Origin of the sequence: Streptomyces sp. G5(2025), from assembly GCF_049542075.1 — a bacterium.
GTDB lineage: Bacteria > Actinomycetota > Actinomycetes > Streptomycetales > Streptomycetaceae > Streptomyces.
In genome coordinates, this window is sequence record NZ_JBMUZT010000006.1 from 677,567 (window position 1) to 696,477 (window position 18,911).

The following is an 18,911-nucleotide window of genomic DNA, read 5'->3' on the forward strand; positions in this document are numbered from 1 at the left end:
CCAGGACGGGTTGCACATGCACCACGACAACAGGATCCCGCCGGCTCCGGACGCCACGACGGCCCCGGACGGGGGCACCCGCCGTTCCCGGACCGGGTCGGTGCTGAGTGAGGCCGCGGTCGGGGCACCCTGCTGGGTCAGCCTGACGGCACGGGACCTCACCACCGCACAAAGGTTCTACGGGGCCGTGATGGGCTGGCGGTTCCGCCCGGCCAAACTCGGCGAGCAGTTCTCCGTCGCGACGGCCCACGGCGACCCGGTCGCGGGCGTCGGCGCCATCGCGTCCTCCCTCCAGATCGCCGTGGCCTGGACCCCCTACTTCGCGGTCCTGAGCGCGGACGAGACGGTGAGCCGCGTCCGGGAACGCGGCGGGACCACCGCGGTCGGGCCGATCCCCTTCCCCAACGGGCGCGCGGCCCTGCTGTCGGACCGCGACGGCGCCGTCTTCGGCATCTGGGAGGGCGAGATCCTCACCAGCTGGCGCAGCGAGGTGCACTCGGCGCCCGCCTGGCTGCGGCTGCGCACGCGCGACGCGTTCGACGCCGCCATCTTCTACGGCGAGGTCCTGGACTGGGCGTGCGGGCGCCCCGAGTGCTGCGAGGTGCTCTACCAGCAGGACGAGGTGGTGGTCTACAGCGGGGGCCGCCCGGCGGCCCGGCTCAGTTCGGGCGCCGTCGAGGCGGACCCCGACCCGGCCGTACGCCCGCACTGGCAGGTCCACTTCACGGTCCCGGACGTCGAGACGTGTGTGCGTGCCACGGCCGAGTACGGCGGTCACGTGGTCGACCAGGACCTCCACGCGCGCCCGCCCTGGGCGACGCTGCGGGACCCGGACGGCGCGCAGTTCAGGGTGGTCGAGGGCGAAAGCGGAACGCCGCCACAACCGCGCGCCTGACCGCACGGCTCACGTCTCCCCCCACCCACCCGGCTCTCCGGACGGCCGGCGCCGGAGGCCTCACGTCTCCCCCGACTCCTGACCCCTCCGGTCACGACGCCCCAACGCACGCTGAGCCGTGAACAACAGACCCGCCCCATAGCGCGCACGCAGCGCCGCCCGCGCCGCGTTCGCACCCGGGGCCCCGTGCACCCCGCCACCCGGGTGCGCCGAGGCGGACGCGAGATAGAGACCGGGCACCGGGGTTTCGGGGCGGCCGGTGCCGGGGACGGGGCGGAAGACCAGCTGCTGGTGGATGCTGGTCGTGCCGGAGTTGATCGCTCCGTTCCGCAGGTTCGCGTTCATGCCTTCGAGGGTGGCGGGCGTCAGGACGCGCCGGGCGATGATGTGGTCGCGGAAGCCGGGGGCGAGCCGCTCGATCTGCGCCTCCACCCGGTCCGCCATCGCCTCGCCCTCCCGCTCGTCCCAGGTGCCCGTCAGGGCGTCCGGCCCCGCGTCGCCCTTGATCCGTTGCGGGACATGGGTGTACGCCCACGCCGACTCGGTCCCGGCGGGTGACCGTGCGGCGTCGGCCGTGGTCATCTGCCCGACGAGGGCGAACGGCCGGTCGGGCACGAGGCCCCGGGCGATCTGCGCGGCGAAGCGCGTCAACTCGTCCACCCCGTCGGCCACATGGACCGTGCCCGCCCCGCGAGCGGCCTCCGTCTCCCAGGGGATCGGCCGGGCCAGGGCCCAGTCGACCTTGAACGTGGCGAAGTCCCACTGGAAGCGGCGCAGATCGTCCATCAGGCGGGACGGCAGATGTGCAGCGTCGACCAGCCGTCCGTACAGATCAGGGGCGGCGACATCGGCCAGCACCGCCTTGCGCGCCACGACCCCCTCCCCCGACACGGTGCGCACGCCGACCGCCCGGCCACCGCGCACCACCACTTCGGTGACGCGCTCGCCGCAGCGCACGCTCACACCCCGCCGGTTCAGCCGCCGGACCAGGGCGTCCGTCAACGCGCTCGCGCCGCCCGCCGGCACGGGAAAGCCATGCGTCTGTCCGAGCATGGACATCAGCCAGCCGAAGCCGCCACTGCCCGCCGCCTCGGGCGCCAGATCCGCGTGCAGGGCGTTACCCGCCAGCAGGAGCCGCCCGCCCTCGCCCGCGAACTCCTCCTCGCCCAGCCGGCGCACCGGCAGCACGAGGGAGCGGGCCACGCGCAGACCGCCGCCCGCCCTGAGCCGCGTGGCGAGGCCGACCCCGGCACGGATCGGCGGGAACGGCGTGAACAGGGCCCCCATCAGCGGCTCCCGCAGGTTCTCCCACATGCCGTACAGGCGTTCCCAGCTCGCGCCGTCGCCGGGGGCGAACGTGTCGAGCGAGTCGCGGGTCAGGGCGCGGTCACGGCTCAGCACCGCGCAGCGCCCGTCCGAGAGGGGGTGCGCCAGTACGTGCTCGGCGTGGGACCACCGCAGCCCCTCGCGTTCCAGCTCCAGGGCCGCGAGGACCGGCGAGGCGGCGGCGAGCGGGTAGAAGGCGCTGAACACGTCGCTGACGTAGTCGGGGTGCACGCCGCGGTCGCTGCGCACGGCGCCGCCCGGGTCGTCCTGGGCCTCCAGGACGACGACGCTCCAGCCCGCGTCGGCCAGGAGGTTCGCCGCCACCAGTCCGTTGGGCCCCGCGCCGATCACCACTGCGTCCGGCATGTCCACTCCCCTTCGCGTTCGATCCGCCGGTCCGGACGGCGAGCTAGGCCTCGGCGGTCTGCTGGGCACGCCCGTGGCCGCGGGTGGCGTCGCCGTGTTCGACGAGCCTCGCCAGGCGGCTCAGCATGCTGCGGTGCCGGACCTGGATGAGGGCGTCGACCGCGGCGTTGTGCAGCACACCGCCAGGCCCTTGGAGTGGGTGTTCGTCGACGATCACCAGGGTGTGCTCGCCCCAGGGCCGCACCTCGATGGCGATGCGGGCGGTGCCGAGCACCCCGCTGTACGCCTCCAGTTCGAGGCGGTCCGGCTTGTCCAGATGGCGCACCACGGTGTCCCCGGCGACCTGCCAGGGGCCGACCCGGACGGTGTACTCGATGCGCGAGCCGACCGCCGGCCACTTGGTGTCGAGCGGCCGGGAGTCGTGCGTGCCGACCACCCAGTCGGCGTACCGGTGCCCGTCCTCCAGCACCTCCCACACCTTGGAGGGCGGCCTCTTGACCAACTGGTGGCGTACGGCCACGTCATGCCTCCTCGTCCTGGACCGGCCCGGTCGGCCGGCGCGTGCGCGGTGTCCGCGCGCTTCTCGCTTCTCTTGTTTCCCCAGCCCACCGCAATCTCGTGCGGCCCGCCACACGAGGTCGTGTGCAACGGTCACCCGGCCGCGGTGTCGGTGCTGTCCCTGCTCGTGCTGTCCGTGCTGTCCGTGCCGTCGGTCTCCGGGTTCCCCCCGATGGCCGCCAGATCACTCAGAAGTCGTTGGGTGTCCGCGGTCAGGCCGCCCAGCGCGGGTGTGGTCCGGTAGCGGCTGTCCGTGAGCAGCCGAGCCAGCCGGCCGTGCGCCGCGTTCGCCGCCCGCATGGCGCGTCGGCGGTCGCGCACCGTCTCCGGAGGGCTCTCCTGGCCGGCGGGGCGGGTGTCGCTGTCGTCGAGCTCGCACACGTCGCCCGCCGCGCGCAGCAGTTCGGCCAGGATGCCCGGCGCCTCTTCCGGCAGGTCGGCGAGGGAGGGCCGTTCCTCACGCGTCTCGGTGACGGTGCGCACGGTCGTCCTGATGTGCTCGGTGATCCTGTCCCAGGTGAAGTCCCAGTCGGCCGACGGCGGATGCGGCACGGAGCGGCGCAGTTTGCGGCCGGGGTTGAAGCGGTAGCTCTCGTCGGACCACCGCCGCGCGGTGCGCAGATCCGTCATGAGGTCGGTGAGCCGCTGCGCCCGGTCGTACCAGCCCTGCGCCTTCTTCGCGTCGTACGTCTCCTCCTCGATGCCGTCCGCGACGGTGTGCAGGAGGTCGGCGCTCTCCTGGGGCAACCGCTTGCGCAGGTGCCATACGTCGCGCCCGTGCACCGGCGGCAGGACCAGCGCGTTCACGGCGATGCCGATGACGGCGCCGAGCAGGGTCTCGAAGAGGCGGTGCAGGATGTCGATGCCCGAGTAGGTCCCGTACGCGAGGACGAAGAGCGCGGCTGTCGGGGCGTAGACCCCTTGGGTGCCGAAGCGGGCGTAGGTGCTCAGGAGCACGGTGATGGGCAGGACGATCGCCATCGCGGCCAGCGAGTTGTTCCCTGTCAGGACCGCCGCTCCGGCGGCCAGCAGGGTGCCCAGCATGACCACCGCGAGTTGCTGCATCGCGGAGCGCACCGAGCGGTAGACGGTGCTCTGCACGAGGAAGAGCGCCGTCCAGGGCGCGAGGAGGGCCATCGGCGCGCTCCACCACCATCCGGCGAGCGCCCAGGCGAGTACCCCCGCGCCTGCCGCCTTGAGCGACTGGACGGTCGTGTCGCGTTCCGGTCCCGAGGTCGTGACGGCCCTGCGTGCGGAGCGCCACAGGGCCGAGGCGTCCTGGGTCAGCGCGTTCCACCGGATGGCGGTCGCCTCCTCCCGTTGTCCTCTCGTCGTCGGTGGGTCGTGGCGGCGGCGGGGCGAGGGCCTGCCGGCCGGCGGAGGAGGCGGTTCACGGCAGCGGCGTTCCGCCCGTGGCGTTCATGATCTCGGCGGTGATGAAGCTCGCGTGGTCGGACGCGAGGAAGACATAGGCCGGCGCCATCTCGGCGGGCTGCGCGGGCCGTCCCAGCGGCGCCTGCTTGCCGAACTCCTTGGTGTCGGGCAGCGTCGCGGGGATCAGCGGTGTCCATACCGGGCCCGGAGCCACGGCGTTGACGCGGATGCCGTCGTCGACCAGCATCTGCGCGAGCCCCTGGGTGAAGGTGACGATGGCGCCCTTGGTCATGGCGTAGTCCAGCAGGTGCGGGCTCGGCTTGTAGGCCTGCACGGATGTGGTGTTGATGATGGACCCGCCCGCCGGGATGTGCGGCACGGCCGTCTTGCAGAGCCAGAACATGCCGTACAGGTTCGTCTTGACGACCTGGTCGAACTGTTCCGTGGAGATGTCCCCGATGCCTTCCGGCTGGGACATCTGGTAGGCGGCGTTGTTGACGAGGATGTCGATCCGGCCGAACTCCGCCACCGCGCGGTCCACGAGCCTGAGGCACTGCTCCTCCTCGCGGATGTCGCAGGGCACGGCGATCGCCCGCTGCCCGGCCTCCTCGACGAGGCGTACCGTCTCCCGGGCGTCGCCCGCCTCCGAGGGGAGGTGGGTGAAGAGCACGTCCGCGCCCTCGCGTGCGAAGGCGAGCGCGACGGCCCTGCCGATTCCGGAGTCACCGCCGGTCAGCAACGCCTTGCGGTCCTTCAGCAAGCCGCTGCCGCGGTACGACTCCTCGCCGTGGTCCGGCGGCGGGTCCATCGGTCCCGTCCAGCCCGGCGGTTGCTGGTCCTGCTGGGGGAAATCGGGCCGGGGGTGGCGCGTGGTCGGGTCCTGTCCGCCCTGTGCGCCGGGGGTGTCACTCATCAGCTGTGCCTCCTGCTCGTCCTTACCACCCTCCGTCGCGGAGGCGGCTCCCACCACTTGAACCGTGGTGGGAGCCGCGCGTCGGCCGGTCCGTGCGGCCGTCCGTCGTGGAGGGACCGTCGGGTGCCCGGGGGCGCGGCCGTGAAACGGACGTCGTCGTTCGGGCCGGGGGCGGTGAGGGCGGTGGGACGGAGGTGACGGCTCAGTGGCCGCCGGTGAGCTCGCCGCTGAGCTTCTCGTGGATCTGGGCGCTGGGCTGGTTCAGGCCGATGATCTCGACCGTCTTGCCGCGATGCTTGTACTTGGTCTCGATCGCGTCGAGGGCGGCGACGGAGGAGGCGTCCCAGATGTGGGCGGCGGTCAGGTCGATGACGACCTTGTCGGCGCCGGTGGCGTAGTCGAACTGGGTGACGAGGTCGTTGGAGGAGGCGAAGAAGAGCTCGCCGGTGACCACGTAGACGACCTGGGCTCCGTCGGGGGCCTCGACCGCGGTGACGGTGGCCAGGTGGGCCACCCGCTTGGCGAAGACGACCATGGCGGTGATCGACCCGACGACGACGCCGATGGCGAGGTTGTCGGTGGCGACCACGCAGGCCACGGTGACGACCATGACGGTGATCTCACCGGCGGGCATCCGCTTCAGCGTCTTCGGGGCGATGGAGTGCCAGTCGAAGGTCGCGAACGACACCATCACCATCACGGCGACCAGGGCCGCCATGGGGATGTCGGAGACGACCGGCCCGAAGACGATGCAGAGCACCATCAGGAAGGAACCGGCGAGGAAGGTCGACAGGCGCGTGCGGGCGCCGGACACCTTTACGTTGATCATCGTCTGGCCGATCATGGCGCAGCCGCCCATGCCGCCGAAGAAGCCGGTGACGATGTTGGCGATGCCCTGGCCGATGGACTCACGTGTCTTGGAGGAGTGGGTGTCGGTGATGTCGTCGACCAGCTTCGCGGTCATCAGCGACTCCATCAGGCCGACCAGCGCCATCGCGAGGGCGTAGGGGGCGATGGTGGTGAGGGTGTCGAGCGTGAAAGGCACGTCGGGCAGGCCCGGCACGGGCAGGGAGGACGGCAGCTCGCCCTTGTCGCCGACGGTCGGCACCGCGATCCCGGCCGCGACGGTGATGACGGTCAGGATGACGATGGACACGAGCGGGGCCGGGATCACCTTGGTGACCTTCGGGAAGAACACCATGAGCGCGAGGCCGCCGATGATCAGGGGATAGACGGCCCAGGGCACGTCGTGCATCTCGGGGACCTGCGCGACGAAGATGAGGATGGCCAGGGCGTTGACGAAGCCGACCATCACGCTGCGCGGCACGAACCGCATCAGCTTGGCGACGCCGAGCGCGCCGAGGGCGATCTGGATGACGCCGGCGAGGATGACGGCGGCGACCAGGTAGCCGAGGCCGTGCTCGCGGTTGAGCGGGGCGATGACCAGGGCGACCGCGCCGGTCGCGGCGGAGATCATGGCACGGCGTCCGCCGACGATCGAGATGGTGACCGCCATGGTGAACGACGCGAACAGGCCGATCGCCGGGTCGACCCCGGCGATGATCGAGAACGAGATCGCCTCGGGGATCAGCGCGAGCGCGACGACGAGTCCGGCCAGGATCTCGGTGCGCCACACCTTCGGGTCGGACAGCCAGTCGGGGCGAAGACCGCGCAGGCGCGCGGCCGGGGACAGTGTGGAGGTGGACAAGAGGAGCTACCTGTCGTGCTCGGGCACGCCTGGCATCACCGTGGACGTGCGGAGAGGCGCGGGTGGGCCGGGGCGGCCGTCCGCGGAGCCCGCGGGCGGCGGGCCGAAGATCAGGAGGCGGCGGCGCGAACTCGGACCGCGCGGCCACTCAAGGGCGAAGCGTCACGGCGGGCAGGCAGCGGCGCCGGGCACCGGGGGCATGCGCACGCTCTCTCCTACGGCCATCAGTCTTCGGTCTTCGCGGAAAGGGGGGCGTCGTCGGCCCCGGCGGTCAGCTCACCCTACCTAACGTCACGGTAGAGATCGGCGTCGGCGGCCCGGAACGTACGGGACCGGCAAATCGTCGCCGCCGCAAGCGCATGCGAACGGAATCACCCCGCATGCTGCACATCACCTGCACGCAAAGCCTTGACCAATGGTTTAGGTCTGTACCAATTCCCAGCTCAGGGGCGGTTATTACTCATTCTTTGGCAAGAATTTGCCCTGTCATCTGTACGTAATGCAATGGCAAAGTGAGAGACACACCCGCCGTCCAGGCTGTGGTGTCCCGGGGGACGAGAAGCTCGCTGTGACCCAGCGGTTCGCTCCACCCCGTTTTCACCATCGACCCGACCACACCGCGTCCCGGCACCGCCCGAGAGACGCAGGAGGCAGGCCACCATGAAGTCACTGATCGACAACGCCCGTTCCTTCGCCGCGACGCACGTCGCGGACCCCCGGAACGCCGCGGCCTTCGAGGCCCTCGGCGCCGGACAGTCCCCCGAAGCCCTGTTCGTCACGTGCTCCGACTCGCGCGTCGTCCCGGCTCTCATCACCGGAGCACGCCCCGGCGAACTCTTCGAACTCCGTACGGCGGGCAATGTGGTCCCGCCCTATCCGTCCGCCGGTCACCCCGACCGCGCCGGCCACCCGATGAGCGAGGCAGCCACCATCGAGTACGCGGTGTGCGTGCTCGGGGTCCGCGACATCGTCGTCTGCGGGCACTCCCACTGCGGCGCGGTGGGCGCCCTGGTGCGTGGCGAAGACCTGTCGGCCGTACCGGCCGTACGCGACTGGCTGGAGCACTCCGTCGCCCCGGACGACGCCCTGCGCTCCCTCGCCCCGACCTCACCCGACGTGGCGGAGGCGGTCCAGACACACGTGCTCGCACAGGTGGAAAGGCTGCGCGCCTACCCGTGCGTGAGCGAGCGCGTCGCCGACGGTTCGCTCACCCTGCACGCCTGGTACTACGAGGTGCACACCGGCATCGTCTCCGCCCATCGCCAGTCGTCCGACGGCCGCTCGGCGTTCGGTCCGCTGTGAGTTCCCCAGCGCCCCTTCGCCCCGCCCGCTCCCACGACAGGACTTCCCACCCTCATGTCCTCCACATCCTCTTTCCTCTCCCCCTACCGCGCGCTGCGTGAGCCGGGCGTCCTGCGCCAGGACATCCTCGCCTCGCTCGTCGTCTTCCTCGTGGCCGTGCCGTTGTGCGTCGGTGTGGCCGTGGCATCCGGCGTCCCCGCCGAACTGGGCCTGGTCACCGGCATCGTCGGCGGTCTCGTCGTCGGCTTCCTGCCGGGCAGCGCCCTCCAGGTGAGCGGACCCGCCGCCGGCCTGACCGTCCTCGTCTTCGAGGCGGTCCAGGAGTTCGGGCTCGGCATGCTCGGCGCGATCGTGCTGCTCACCGGCGCGCTCCAGATCACCCTCGGCCTGCTGCGCTGCGGCCGGTGGTTCCGCGCGATCTCCGTCTCCGTCGTCCAGGGCATGCTGGCGGGCATCGGACTCGTGCTGATCCTCGGCCAGCTCTACACCATGGCCGAGGTGGAGCAGCCCCGTTCCGGGATCGACAAGATAGCCGGGCTGCCCGGGCTGGTCGGCGACATCCTGGGCAGCACCACATCCCTGACCGCCGCGGCCGTCGGCCTCGGCACGATCGCCGTCCTCGTGCTGTGGCCGAAGGTGCCCAGGGCCGCGAAGCTGGTGCCCGCCCCGCTGGCCGCCGTCGCGCTGGCCACCGCCGCTGTCGCCGGGCTGAGCCTGGACGTGGCGACCGTGACGGTACGCGGCCTCGTCGACGCCATCCAGCCGCCGGGTCTCGGGGACTTGGCGGACCTCGGCAGTGTCGCCGTGCTCGGCACCGTCCTGGCGTTCACCCTGATCGCCTCCGCCGAGTCGCTGTTCAGCGCGGCGGCGGTGGACCGTATGCACGACGGACCGCGGACCCAGTACGACAAGGAACTCGTCGCCCAGGGCGTCGGCAACACGGTGTGCGGCGTGCTCGGAGCGCTGCCGATGACCGCGGTCATCGTCCGCAGCTCCGCCAACGTCCAGGCGGGGGCCCGCACTCCGCTCTCGCGGATCCTGCACGGCGCGTGGCTGCTGCTCTTCGCCGTGCTGCTGCCCGCCGCGCTCGGCATCATCCCCCTGGCCGCCCTCGCCGGTGTCCTCGTGCACGCGGGCTTCAAGCTGATACCGGTCAAGGAGATCGTCCCGCTCGCCCGCGCCCACCGGGGCGAGGCCATCGTCCTGGCCACCACGGCGATCGCCATCCTGGTCACGAACATGTTCGAGGGCGTGGTGCTCGGCCTGATCCTCGCGGTGGTCAAGTCCGCCTGGGACACCTCCCATGTCCACGTGGACAAGCGGGAGCTGCCCGGCGGCCGCCTCATCATCACCCTGACCGGCAACGCCACGTTCCTGCGGCTGCCGCGCATCCTGGAGGCCCTGGAGGCCCTGCCCAAGGACCGGCCCATAGAGCTGGACCTGACCGTGGTGCGCCACCTAGACCACGCGTGCCGTACGACGCTGGAGAACTGGGCGCTGCGGCACAACGACAGTGGCACGGAGGCGGTACGGATGAGGACGCGTCCGGTGGATGCCGACGCCGACGCGGATTCCGCCGAGCTCACGGGTGAACCCGCATGCAAGGCCGAGCCCGGGCATGGGCATGAGCCCGTCGAGGCGCAGGCGCGGAGCTGACGCGAGCCGGGGCCGCCAAAGATGTCGGCCCCTTCACGCCCTCCTCCCCTTCTCCTGTTTCTTTTCTCTGGTTTCTCCCGTTTCTTTCTCCTGCTTCTTTCTGCTCGCGCGCACGTGGTCTGTCCCGCACGTCATCTGTCCCCGCACGACGTCCTGCCTCGCCGCGTGGGGATGCGGTGCTGTGCCCATCAGGCCATTTCTCCACATCAAGTAGCGATCACCTATGGAGGTTTCACCATGGAGCAGCTCATCAAGCGCATGACCGAAGAGTCCGTGTGGCAGAAGTGGGTCGCCGCCAACTCGGCCACCGACGGCGCCACGCAAGCCGCGAAGAACGGCTGCATCAGCGCGACGCCGAAGAGCGGTTGCATCAGCGCCACCGGCAAGTCCGGCTGCATCTCCTGACCCGCTGACCCCGCGGGGCCGCCGCCACGGCCGTCGACGCCGTGGCGGCGGCCCCGCCGCTTGCCTTCCGACGCCCCCTGCCCTGTCCTGTCCCGTCCTGTCCCGGAGCCGCCTTGAACCCCGTGCCGAGTGCCGACGTCCTGGAGCACATCCGCGACATCCCCCTCTACCGCGCCTCAATCGAACGCGGGGACTTCCCGATCCTGGAGAAGCCGGAGATCGCCCGGGGCTTCCCCGACAACTGGATGACCCCCGAACTGGCGCGTGCCCTGGAGACCGGCGAGGCGGAGTTCGTGCTGTCCACCGGGACCAACCACGCCCGCATGCAGCTCATCCGGCCGCCGTACTTCCTGCTCCGCTCCTACTACCGCTTGTGGAGCGAGCACCCCGATCTCGGCCCCCTCTGGCACGACGGCGCCCGGCGGATCTCGCTGACCACCGTCCTCGCCACCGAGCACGTCGCGCGCGTCAACTCCCATAAACCGGGGGCCACTCCGGGGGAACGCTGGCTGGACGACCGTACGCTCTACCTCAACCGCCGCCTGGACCCGGCCGAATGGGACCGCCCGGAGGTCGAACGGATGCTCGCGGAGATCCGTGAGGTCAGCGCCGCGCACCCGCAGGGCTCGTATCTCCTGGACTGTTCCGGCTACCACCTCGCCCATCTGGTCGGCAAGGTCACCGAGTGGGGCCTGTGGGACGACTTCCCCCGGCCCTCCGGGATCGTCCACGCCTACGAATACACACCGCTGAACGTCCGCGCCCACCTGCGCGACCGCTTCGGCTGCCCCGTGATCGACCTCTTCGGCAGCACGGAGCTGGGCTACCTCTTCTACAGCGACGCGGAAGGTGCCTACCGGCCCTATCTGCACGACATGAGCGTGGAGTTGATACCGGTGGAACCGGGCAGCGGCATCCACAGCCTCATCGTCACCAGCATCCGCAACCCGTACATGCCGCTCGTCCGCTACCGCTCCGGTGACTGCGTCCGCACCCGCGACGGGAGCGACGACCCGCGGCGGATCGCCTCCTTCTGCGGCCGTGAGAAGGAGCTCCTCGCGACGCCCGACGGCCCCGTCGCCCAGGCCGACCTGGACGCCCGCATCACGGCCGTGAGCCCGGAGGTGTTCCTCCACCAGCTCCATCTGCTCGGTGACGACCGCTGCCGCCTGCGGTTCACGACGTTCGACGGCGCGCCGCTCACACCCGCACAGGAAGCCCAACTCACGGTCTCTCTCGGAGCGTTGACGGGCCGCGCCGCCGCCGTGGAGCACCGCAAGCACATCCCGATCGGCCGCTCCGGCAAGTACGCGTGGCTGACGGCCCCGGACCCGGCCGGCAGCTGATTCTCCGCCACCGCCCACCGCCCAGCTCCCACCCCCCATATCCCTGACGCCCCACCGAAGCCCTGCCCGTTCTCACGCCCCGACAGGACTCCGCCATGCATCCGACCGCGACACCCCTGGCCTCCGCCCTTTCGCCCGACGCGGCCCCGACCGCCCAGGAGCTGCTGGGCGACACCCTGCACGACGAGGTGGTCCGGCACTTCACCGCGAAGCCCGGCACGCCCGGCACACCGGACGCGCCGGACGCCACGCACGTGACGTATCAGGTCCGTGAATGCCTCCGCTACCTCTACCTGATCTCCCTGCACCCCGACCGGCTCGGGGGCCTCTTCCTCCCCGTCGAGCAGGACATCGACGAGATCTGGCACTACCTCATACTCCAGACCCGCGAGTACCGCGAGCTGTGCGAACAGCGGCTCCCCGGCGGCCACTTCATCCACCACCGGAGCATCGCCTACGACGCGTACCAGTCGGCCCCGGGCCGTGAGAGGGCCGCCGAGGAGGCGCTGCGGTGGATCCCCCTCTACACCGCGGCGTTCGGCCCCTTCGACGAGAACGCCCTGCCGCACTGGACGGTCGTACGGTTCCTGCACGACGAACTGGGCCTGTCCCTCGCGGAGATCGCCGCTCTGGAGGGCTGACCTCGGCGGGAACCGTCGCCGGACTCCTTGGAATGTGAGAAAAAGGGGCGCGATGGCCAAGTGGCGACGCCATGGGGGCGAGGGCTCCCAGAGCCGACAGGGGGCGCCGACACCTCGGGATCGCACGGTGTCTAGGGTCACCCGCATGACGAGGACCACCCCGCCCCGCCCGCTCGACGTCGAAGCGCTCTTCCCCGAACTGGCCGCCCACCGGGGCACGACGACCAGGCTGCACCCGCGGCCCGGCGACCCGGGTGTCGCCGACAGTTCCGTGGGCGGACCGCTGCTGTGGCCCGTGGGCGAGCCGTGGCCGGTGTGCACCGAGCCGCACACGCGTGACCGGGGGCGGCGGCCCGCCGACATCCACCGGGGGCGCGCGCTCCTGGCCGCGGCGTGGCAGCGCGGCCCCGCGGGCCCCACCGAGGAGGAGCGGCGGCTCCTGGGCGCGTGGGAGGAGGAGCAGCGCGTCGAGGGGATCGCCGACACCGACCCGCTGCCGATGATCGGCGTCGCCCAGCTGTACCGGAGGGATGTCCCCGACCTGTTGGAGGGGCCGGACGGCTGCGACCTCCTCCAGGTGTTCTGGTGCCCCTTCGACCGGCACGGGCCGACCGGTTACAGCATGTCCGTGCAGCTGCGCCGGCACCGCTCGTGGGAGGTGACCGAGGTGCTGCGGACACCGCCGGAGCCGCAGGTCGTGGGCTTCGACGGATACGTGCCGGAGCCATGCGTCCTGCACCCGGAGCAGGTCGACACGTATCCGTTCGCGGGGCTGCTGCCCGAGGACCTGTGCGCGCGTGTGTACGCCTGGGAGGAAGGCCTGGAGGAAGGGGCCGAGGCCCGGGAGGACGCCCGGGAGGACGCCGGGGAGGGCGACGTGCCGGAGCCGCTCGGCTATCAGTACGACCTGTCGATCCCGCCCGGCTGGCGCGCCGGCGGCTTCGCGTCCTGGCATCTGACCGACCCCTCCCCCATGGACTGCGGGGCCTGCGCGACGCCGATGGAACTGCTGCTGACGATCGACAGCTCGGAGTGGGACGGCGGCAGCGCGAGCTGGACACCGCAGGAGGAGCGGGAGGAGACGGGGTTCCAACGCGCCTGTCCGACCGAGGTCGTCGTGGGGCGCGCGGGCGAGCTCAACATCTTCGCCTGCCCCGCCGATCCGGGGCACCCGCACCGGTGGAGCATCCAGTAGCGAGGGCACGGCGGAGCCCGGGCGGCGCGGGGTGCGGAGCACCGGCAAACGTACTGTACGATTGATCTTGAGCTCGCCACCGGAAACCGGTGACAGGCCCGGCGTTGGTGGTCCAAGGAAAGGCGCCCCACTTCCTGTGGGGAGATGCAGGTGCAAGGCCTGCCCAGCGCTCGCGACAGACCCCGGTCTCCCTCATGGAGGCCGGGGTCTTCTTGTTCGCGCTCCTACCGCTTGCGGAAGCAGTCCCGGGTGTCGAGGAGTTCCCATGTCCCGTTCTCCTCGATGTGCTCTTCGATGGTGAAGTGGTCCTCGTCCACGCGCGTGATGTCGCTCTTGATGGTCTTGTGCTGTTGCGACTCACCGAGGACGAAAGATCCGGTGAGGATGAAATGTCCACCCTGCCACCCGGGAGACGTCGAGATGCCCTGCATGCCGGCGTCGTCGAAGTAGTAGGAGACGAAGGCGGCGTCGACCCGGTCCCAGCCGAGCACCCAGCTGCCCCTGACCCTTTCCTTCTTCGGGGACCGTACGTGGATCAGGTCCAGCTGGTAGTAGTGGCCGCCCAGGATGGGGCGGACCCGGGCCGTGCGGATCGATCCGCTGTGGGACAGGCAGCGCAGCGAGCCCAGCAGGAAATCCAGTTCGTGCATGCGTTCCGAAGGTGGCGGCCCGCCCACCGGCACGGGCCGGGCCGCCACCCTGGACGAGGTCGCGCCGAGCAGGACGGCGCCCGCCGCGGTGGCGACGGCACCGAATGTCGCAGCAGTCATCATTCCCGCCCATCCAGAAGTCGACCGGAAGGTGCATCCGTACTCGGGTGGCACATCGGAAAGGATCACTGACCAAGTACTGATTGCAGTGCTCTTCAGCGCTCTTCGGCCAAGAAGGAGCCATATGGAGGCGTGACTGCCCCGCGACACCATGTGTTCACGCCCCGCATTAATCGCGGACGCCTTACCTGACAGCAAGTCTTCATGCGGAGATCACACGCTCTGCACGTCCTTGCCCCCTCAACTCCCTCTCCAGAAGGAGCCCTTACGTGGTCACGTCCCGCACCGCACGGTCGACGGCCCTCGCCCTCGCCACGGCGGTCGCCGCGCTCACCGCGACGGTCCTCCCCTTCCAGGCACTGGCCGCACCGGCACCGAACGGCTCGCGTGCCGCGCTGCTTGGGCTGCCTGCGCTGCCCGCCGTCACCGCGCGCTCCGAGACCCCGGTCCTGCACGACGACGAGGCCGGCGGTGACGCCGACGCGGACGACCCCGCCATCTGGCGCAACGCCGCCGCTCCCGACCGCAGTCTGGTCATCGCCACCGCCAAACAGGGCGGCCTGCGCGTCTACGACCTGGACGCCCGCGAGGTGCAGTCCGTGCCCGCACCCGCCTCGCCCGGCCCCGACCACGCGCCCGGCCGCTTCAACAACGTCGACCTCGTGCACGGCCTGCGGTTGCCCTCGGGCCGCGCCGACCTCGCCGTGACCAGCGACCGCGGCGGCGACCGGCTCCGCTTCTACCGCATCGGCGGGAACCGCGCGGGCGGCCCCCTCACCGACGTCACGGACCCCGCCGCCCCGCCCGTCTTCTCCTCCTCCCAGGCGGAGATCGACGAGCAGCGCACCGCGTACGGCCTCGCGACCTGGACCGACAAGGCCACCGGCCGTTCCTACGCTCTGGTGAGCCGTCGGGAGCGGACGAGCGTCGCCCTGCTCGAAATCGTCCCCGGCGCCGGCGGCGAGGTCGGCTACCGCAAGGTCCGCACCCTCGACCTTCCCGCCGACTTCCGTCTCCCTGACGGCACTTCGTGGTCGCCGTGCGGTGAGCCCGGCGAACTGCCCCAGGTCGAGGGCATGGTGGTCGACCCGGCGAACGGCATGCTGTACGCGGGCCAGGAGGACGTCGGCATCTGGCGGATGCGGGCCGACCTGACCGGCACGCCGAAGCTCGTCGACAAGGTGCGTGAGTACGGCGTCCCCGGCGCCTACGACGAGGAGACCGAGGAGTGTGTCGCGGGCGCCGACCCCGGCTACGGCGGGACCCGTCTGACCGCCGACGTCGAGGGGCTGACGCTGCTCACGGAGGCGGACGGCGACGGTCACGTCCTCGCGTCCAGCCAGGGCGACGACACCTTCGCCGTCTATGACCGCGAGCTGTCCGACGGCAACGAGTACGAAGGCGGATTCCGCGTTACCGCGGCGTCCGCCGCCCTCGACGGCTCACAGGAGTGCGACGGTGCCGCCGCGCTCGCCGCGCCGCTGGGTCGTAAGTACCCGAACGGTCTGCTTGTCGTCCAGGACGGCCACGATGCCCCCGGGGACGCCGAACGCCCCTCCACCAACTTCAAGTTCGTGGACCTGGGCGAGGTCAGGCAGGCCATCGAGGACTGACGTCGTCCCGTCGCGCTGCGGCCATGTCTTGGTGCCGGGGGGCGCGCGCGTCGTTGCGGTGCGGTTGTCGGTGCGCCGCGGGCCGGGTTCGGCTGAGTGCGCCGTTGTCATGCGGCAGTCGGTGCGCTGCGGGCCGCATCAGGCTGAGCGCGCAGTTCCCGCGCCCCTAGCGGGGCGCGTTGTGCTGGTCAGCGTGGTAGCCGCTTCGATCGGGCCGTGGCGACGAGTTCGGGCACCGTGGGCAGTTTGACGCGGGGGCGGCCCGAGGCCTTGCCGCGGGAGAGCTCGGCTCGTTCGATCGCGGCCAGGCCGCGGGCGTCGACCACGTGGCGGTTGCGGCGGCGGGCCAGGCGGTGGAAGGCGCGGGTGGCGTGCGGTGGCGTGGGCAGCGTTCCGGCCACCGCGTCGGCCAGGAGCGTCGAGACCGTCTCGGCGGCGCAGGTGCGGTTGGCGCCGATGCCGCCGGTGGGCCCGCGTTTGATCCAGCCCACGACGTAGGTGCCCGGCAGCCCGGTGACCCGGCCGCCCTCGTGCGGCACGGTCCCGCTGTTCTCGTCGAAGGGCAGCCCCGCGACCGGCACGCCCCGGTAGCCGATCGCGCGCAGCATCATGCCCGCGCGCACGGTCCGCTCCCCCGTGTCGGATGCGACGCGCACGGCCTTCACGCGGTCCTCGCCGAGCACTTCGCGGGGTTCGCAGTGAAAGCGCAGCACGATGCGGCGTCCGGGCGCCGGTGGAGCCTCCCAGTCCGGCCGGCGGCGCGCGACGCCGCGCAGGACGGTCGCCTTGCCCTGCGGGTCCGCCGCGTCGAGGGCGGCGGCGATCCGCGGGTCGTGGTCGTCCACGATCAGTTCGACGCCCGGCATCTGCTTGAGGGCGAGCAGTTCGGACGTGGTGTACGCGGCGTGTTCGGGCCCGCGGCGCGCGAGCAGGACGACCTCGCGGACCTTGCTGCCGCGCAGCGCCGCCAGGGCGTGGTCGGCGATGTCGGTACGGGCGAGGGTCTCCGGGTCGGCGAGCAGGATGCGGGCCACGTCGAGGGCGACGTTGCCGTTGCCGACCACGACGACGCGTTCCGCCGACAGGTCGACGGCGTCCGGTGCCGCGTCCGGATGGGCGTTGTACCAGGCGACGAACGCGCTCGCGGAGACGCTGCCGGGCAGCTCCTCGCCCGGGATGGACAGGCGGCGGTCGCCGCACGCCCCGACGGCGTATATCACCGCGTCGTGGTGGGCGGCTATCTCCCGCGGGGTGACGTCGGTGCCGACGTCGAGTCCGAGGTGCATCCGCACTCTGGGGTGCGCGTGGAAGCGGGCGAAGGTGTCGCCGACCTTCTTGGTCGCGGGGTGGTCGGGTGCCACGCCGTAGCGTATGAGGCCGCCGGCCACGGGCAGCCGGTCGATCAGCGTGACTTCGGCGCTGGTGTGCAGCAGCAGGTCCTGCGCGGCGTACATGCCGGCCGGGCCGGTGCCGACGACGGCGACCTTGAGCGGTGCGAAGTCCGCGGGCAGGACGCGCGGGAACTCGGGCGCGCCCCAGACGTGGAGGTTCGGCCCGTCGGGCTCCGTTTCGGCTAGCCCGGCGTCTTCGTAGTACGCGGCGTTGATCGCGGCGTACTCCTTCTGCGCGGCGGGCAGGCGGTCCACCGGAAAGATCGCGTCGACGGGGCAGGCGTCGGCGCAGGCGCCGCAGCCGATGCAGGTCCTGGGGTCGATGTGCAGCATCTCCGTGCTGCCGAACGCCCGCTCCTGCGGCGTGGGATGGATGCAGTTGACCGGGCACACGGCGACGCAGGTGGCGTCGCTGCAACAGGTCTGGGTGATGGCGTAGGTCATGTTCCTGGACTCAGCTCGGCTCGGTGGGCGCGGTTGTCAGATGAGGTGGGCGCGCTGGTAGAAGAACAGCGCCGGCTTGGTGAGCAGGCGGCACGAGGCGAGGAACTCCATGAGGCCGGCGCAGCTGGAGCGCATCATGGACTTGTGGTGTTCGTTGGCCTTCGCCTCGGCGAGGGCGCGCTCCTCGTCCAGCCCCGCGTTCGCGTAGACCTTGCGGTTCACCATGCTGGTGACGATGACGTACGACGCGATGGCGATCACCAGGGCGTTGAGCTGGCGGCGCGCCCGGCCTGCGCCCGCGAGGCGCTTGCGCGTCTGGTCGCGGGCGAACTTCATGTGCCGCGACTCCTCCACGACGTGAATGTTGTTGATGGTACGGACGAACGGCACGACCCGCTCGTCCCGCATCCAGTCGCGCTGCATGACGTCGAGGACCTCTTCCGCGACGAGGATCGCGGCGTAGGCCGCCTCGCCGAAGGCAACGGACTTGAAGGCCCTGCCCAGTTCGACGGCGAAGCGGTGCGGACGGTAGGCGGGCGCGCCGAGCTTCTCCGCGCCGCGGGCGAACATGATGGAGTGGCGGCACTCCTCGGCTATCTCCGTGAGCGCCCACTGGACCTCGGCGCTGGTCGGGTCCTTCGCGTAGACGTCGCGCAGCACCATCTGCTGGAGGATCATCTCGAACCATATGCCGGTGCTGGCCACCGAGGCGGCCTCCTGCCGGGTCAGCTCCTTGCGTTGCTCCTCGGTCAACTCCTGCCAGTACGCGGTGCCGTAGAGGGTGCTCCACTCCGGGCTCGCGCCGTGGCAGTTGCGGTCGAGCGGGGTCTCCCAGTCGACCTCGGTGGCGGGGTCGTACGCCAGGACGGCTGCCGAGTCGAGCAGCCGCCGGGCGATGTCGCCCTCCGGGGAGTGGTCGTGTGTGCTCGGCCGAACAGTGCTGCTTGCCATGGAGCGGCTCCTCGACTCGGACGTCAGGGCAGGGCCCGCGGCGACGCCAGGCGCGGC

Annotated in this window: 16 protein-coding genes; 8 read left to right on the forward strand and 8 right to left on the reverse strand. The window is 71.3% G+C overall.

Translation table 11 applies throughout. The features are described from left to right. Window positions 1-16 precede the first annotated feature (16 nt). Entirely contained in the window at window positions 17-895 is an 879-nt protein-coding gene (locus ACOBQB_RS13800; protein WP_423591823.1) for a VOC family protein, read from the forward strand. Between the two features lie 60 nt (window positions 896-955). On the opposite strand, the gene ACOBQB_RS13805 is transcribed toward ACOBQB_RS13800, so the two are convergent. The 5 genes from ACOBQB_RS13805 to ACOBQB_RS13825 form a co-directional block, all read right to left on the reverse strand. Next, window positions 956-2,587, reverse strand: a complete 1,632-nt coding sequence (locus ACOBQB_RS13805) for a phytoene desaturase family protein (RefSeq protein ID WP_423591824.1) — start codon at window positions 2,585-2,587, stop codon at window positions 956-958. Window positions 2,588-2,630: 43 nt separating this feature from the next. After that, window positions 2,631-3,107, reverse strand: coding sequence for an SRPBCC family protein (locus ACOBQB_RS13810; protein ID WP_423591825.1), 477 nt, complete (start codon window positions 3,105-3,107; stop codon window positions 2,631-2,633). A 131-nt stretch (window positions 3,108-3,238) separates the two neighbouring features. Next, entirely contained in the window at window positions 3,239-4,447 is a 1,209-nt protein-coding gene (locus ACOBQB_RS13815; RefSeq protein WP_423598458.1) for an FUSC family protein, read from the reverse strand. Between the two features lie 88 nt (window positions 4,448-4,535). Further along, a complete protein-coding gene (locus tag ACOBQB_RS13820; protein WP_423591826.1) occupies window positions 4,536-5,432 on the reverse strand; it encodes an SDR family oxidoreductase in 897 nt (298 codons plus the stop codon). 202 nt (window positions 5,433-5,634) lie between these two features. Continuing rightward, window positions 5,635-7,140 carry a SulP family inorganic anion transporter gene (locus ACOBQB_RS13825; RefSeq protein WP_423591827.1) on the reverse strand — a complete coding sequence of 502 codons (1,506 nt, stop codon included), beginning with the start codon at window positions 7,138-7,140 and terminating at the stop codon, window positions 5,635-5,637. 660 nt (window positions 7,141-7,800) lie between these two features. On the opposite strand from ACOBQB_RS13825, the gene ACOBQB_RS13830 reads away from it, so the two are divergent. The 6 genes from ACOBQB_RS13830 (at window position 7,801) to ACOBQB_RS13855 (ending at window position 13,685) form a co-directional block, all read left to right on the forward strand. Continuing rightward, window positions 7,801-8,442 carry a carbonic anhydrase gene (locus ACOBQB_RS13830; RefSeq protein WP_423591828.1) on the forward strand — a complete coding sequence of 214 codons (642 nt, stop codon included), beginning with the start codon at window positions 7,801-7,803 and terminating at the stop codon, window positions 8,440-8,442. A gap of 54 nt (window positions 8,443-8,496) precedes the next feature. Then, window positions 8,497-10,098 carry a SulP family inorganic anion transporter gene (locus tag ACOBQB_RS13835; RefSeq protein ID WP_423591829.1) on the forward strand — a complete coding sequence of 534 codons (1,602 nt, stop codon included), beginning with the start codon at window positions 8,497-8,499 and terminating at the stop codon, window positions 10,096-10,098. Window positions 10,099-10,335: 237 nt separating this feature from the next. Next, window positions 10,336-10,503 (forward strand): hypothetical protein, encoded by a 168-nt coding sequence (locus ACOBQB_RS13840; RefSeq protein ID WP_423591830.1) that lies wholly within the window; start codon window positions 10,336-10,338, stop codon window positions 10,501-10,503. A gap of 113 nt (window positions 10,504-10,616) precedes the next feature. Then, complete coding sequence (locus ACOBQB_RS13845; RefSeq protein WP_423591832.1) at window positions 10,617-11,849, forward strand: hypothetical protein; 1,233 nt, start codon at window positions 10,617-10,619, stop codon at window positions 11,847-11,849. A 95-nt stretch (window positions 11,850-11,944) separates the two neighbouring features. Then, entirely contained in the window at window positions 11,945-12,490 is a 546-nt protein-coding gene (locus ACOBQB_RS13850; RefSeq protein WP_423591833.1) for a hypothetical protein, read from the forward strand. A 145-nt stretch (window positions 12,491-12,635) separates the two neighbouring features. Beyond that, a complete protein-coding gene (locus tag ACOBQB_RS13855; RefSeq protein ID WP_423591835.1) occupies window positions 12,636-13,685 on the forward strand; it encodes a hypothetical protein in 1,050 nt (349 codons plus the stop codon). Window positions 13,686-13,909: 224 nt separating this feature from the next. Here the strand turns inward: ACOBQB_RS13855 and ACOBQB_RS13860 are convergent, their stop codons facing one another. Then, the gene (locus ACOBQB_RS13860; protein WP_423591836.1) at window positions 13,910-14,455 is read right to left on the reverse strand and encodes a DUF1579 family protein; all 546 of its coding nucleotides are present in this window, start codon (window positions 14,453-14,455) and stop codon (window positions 13,910-13,912) included. A gap of 269 nt (window positions 14,456-14,724) precedes the next feature. On the opposite strand from ACOBQB_RS13860, the gene ACOBQB_RS13865 reads away from it, so the two are divergent. Next, window positions 14,725-16,068 carry a phytase gene (locus ACOBQB_RS13865; protein WP_423591838.1) on the forward strand — a complete coding sequence of 448 codons (1,344 nt, stop codon included), beginning with the start codon at window positions 14,725-14,727 and terminating at the stop codon, window positions 16,066-16,068. 188 nt (window positions 16,069-16,256) lie between these two features. On the opposite strand, the gene ACOBQB_RS13870 is transcribed toward ACOBQB_RS13865, so the two are convergent. Both ACOBQB_RS13870 and ACOBQB_RS13875 read right to left on the reverse strand, forming a co-directional pair. Further along, a complete protein-coding gene (locus ACOBQB_RS13870; protein WP_423591840.1) occupies window positions 16,257-17,903 on the reverse strand; it encodes an FAD-dependent oxidoreductase in 1,647 nt (548 codons plus the stop codon). A gap of 36 nt (window positions 17,904-17,939) precedes the next feature. After that, the gene (locus tag ACOBQB_RS13875) at window positions 17,940-18,854 is read right to left on the reverse strand and encodes an AurF N-oxygenase family protein (protein ID WP_423591842.1); all 915 of its coding nucleotides are present in this window, start codon (window positions 18,852-18,854) and stop codon (window positions 17,940-17,942) included. Window positions 18,855-18,911: the final 57 nt, after the last annotated feature.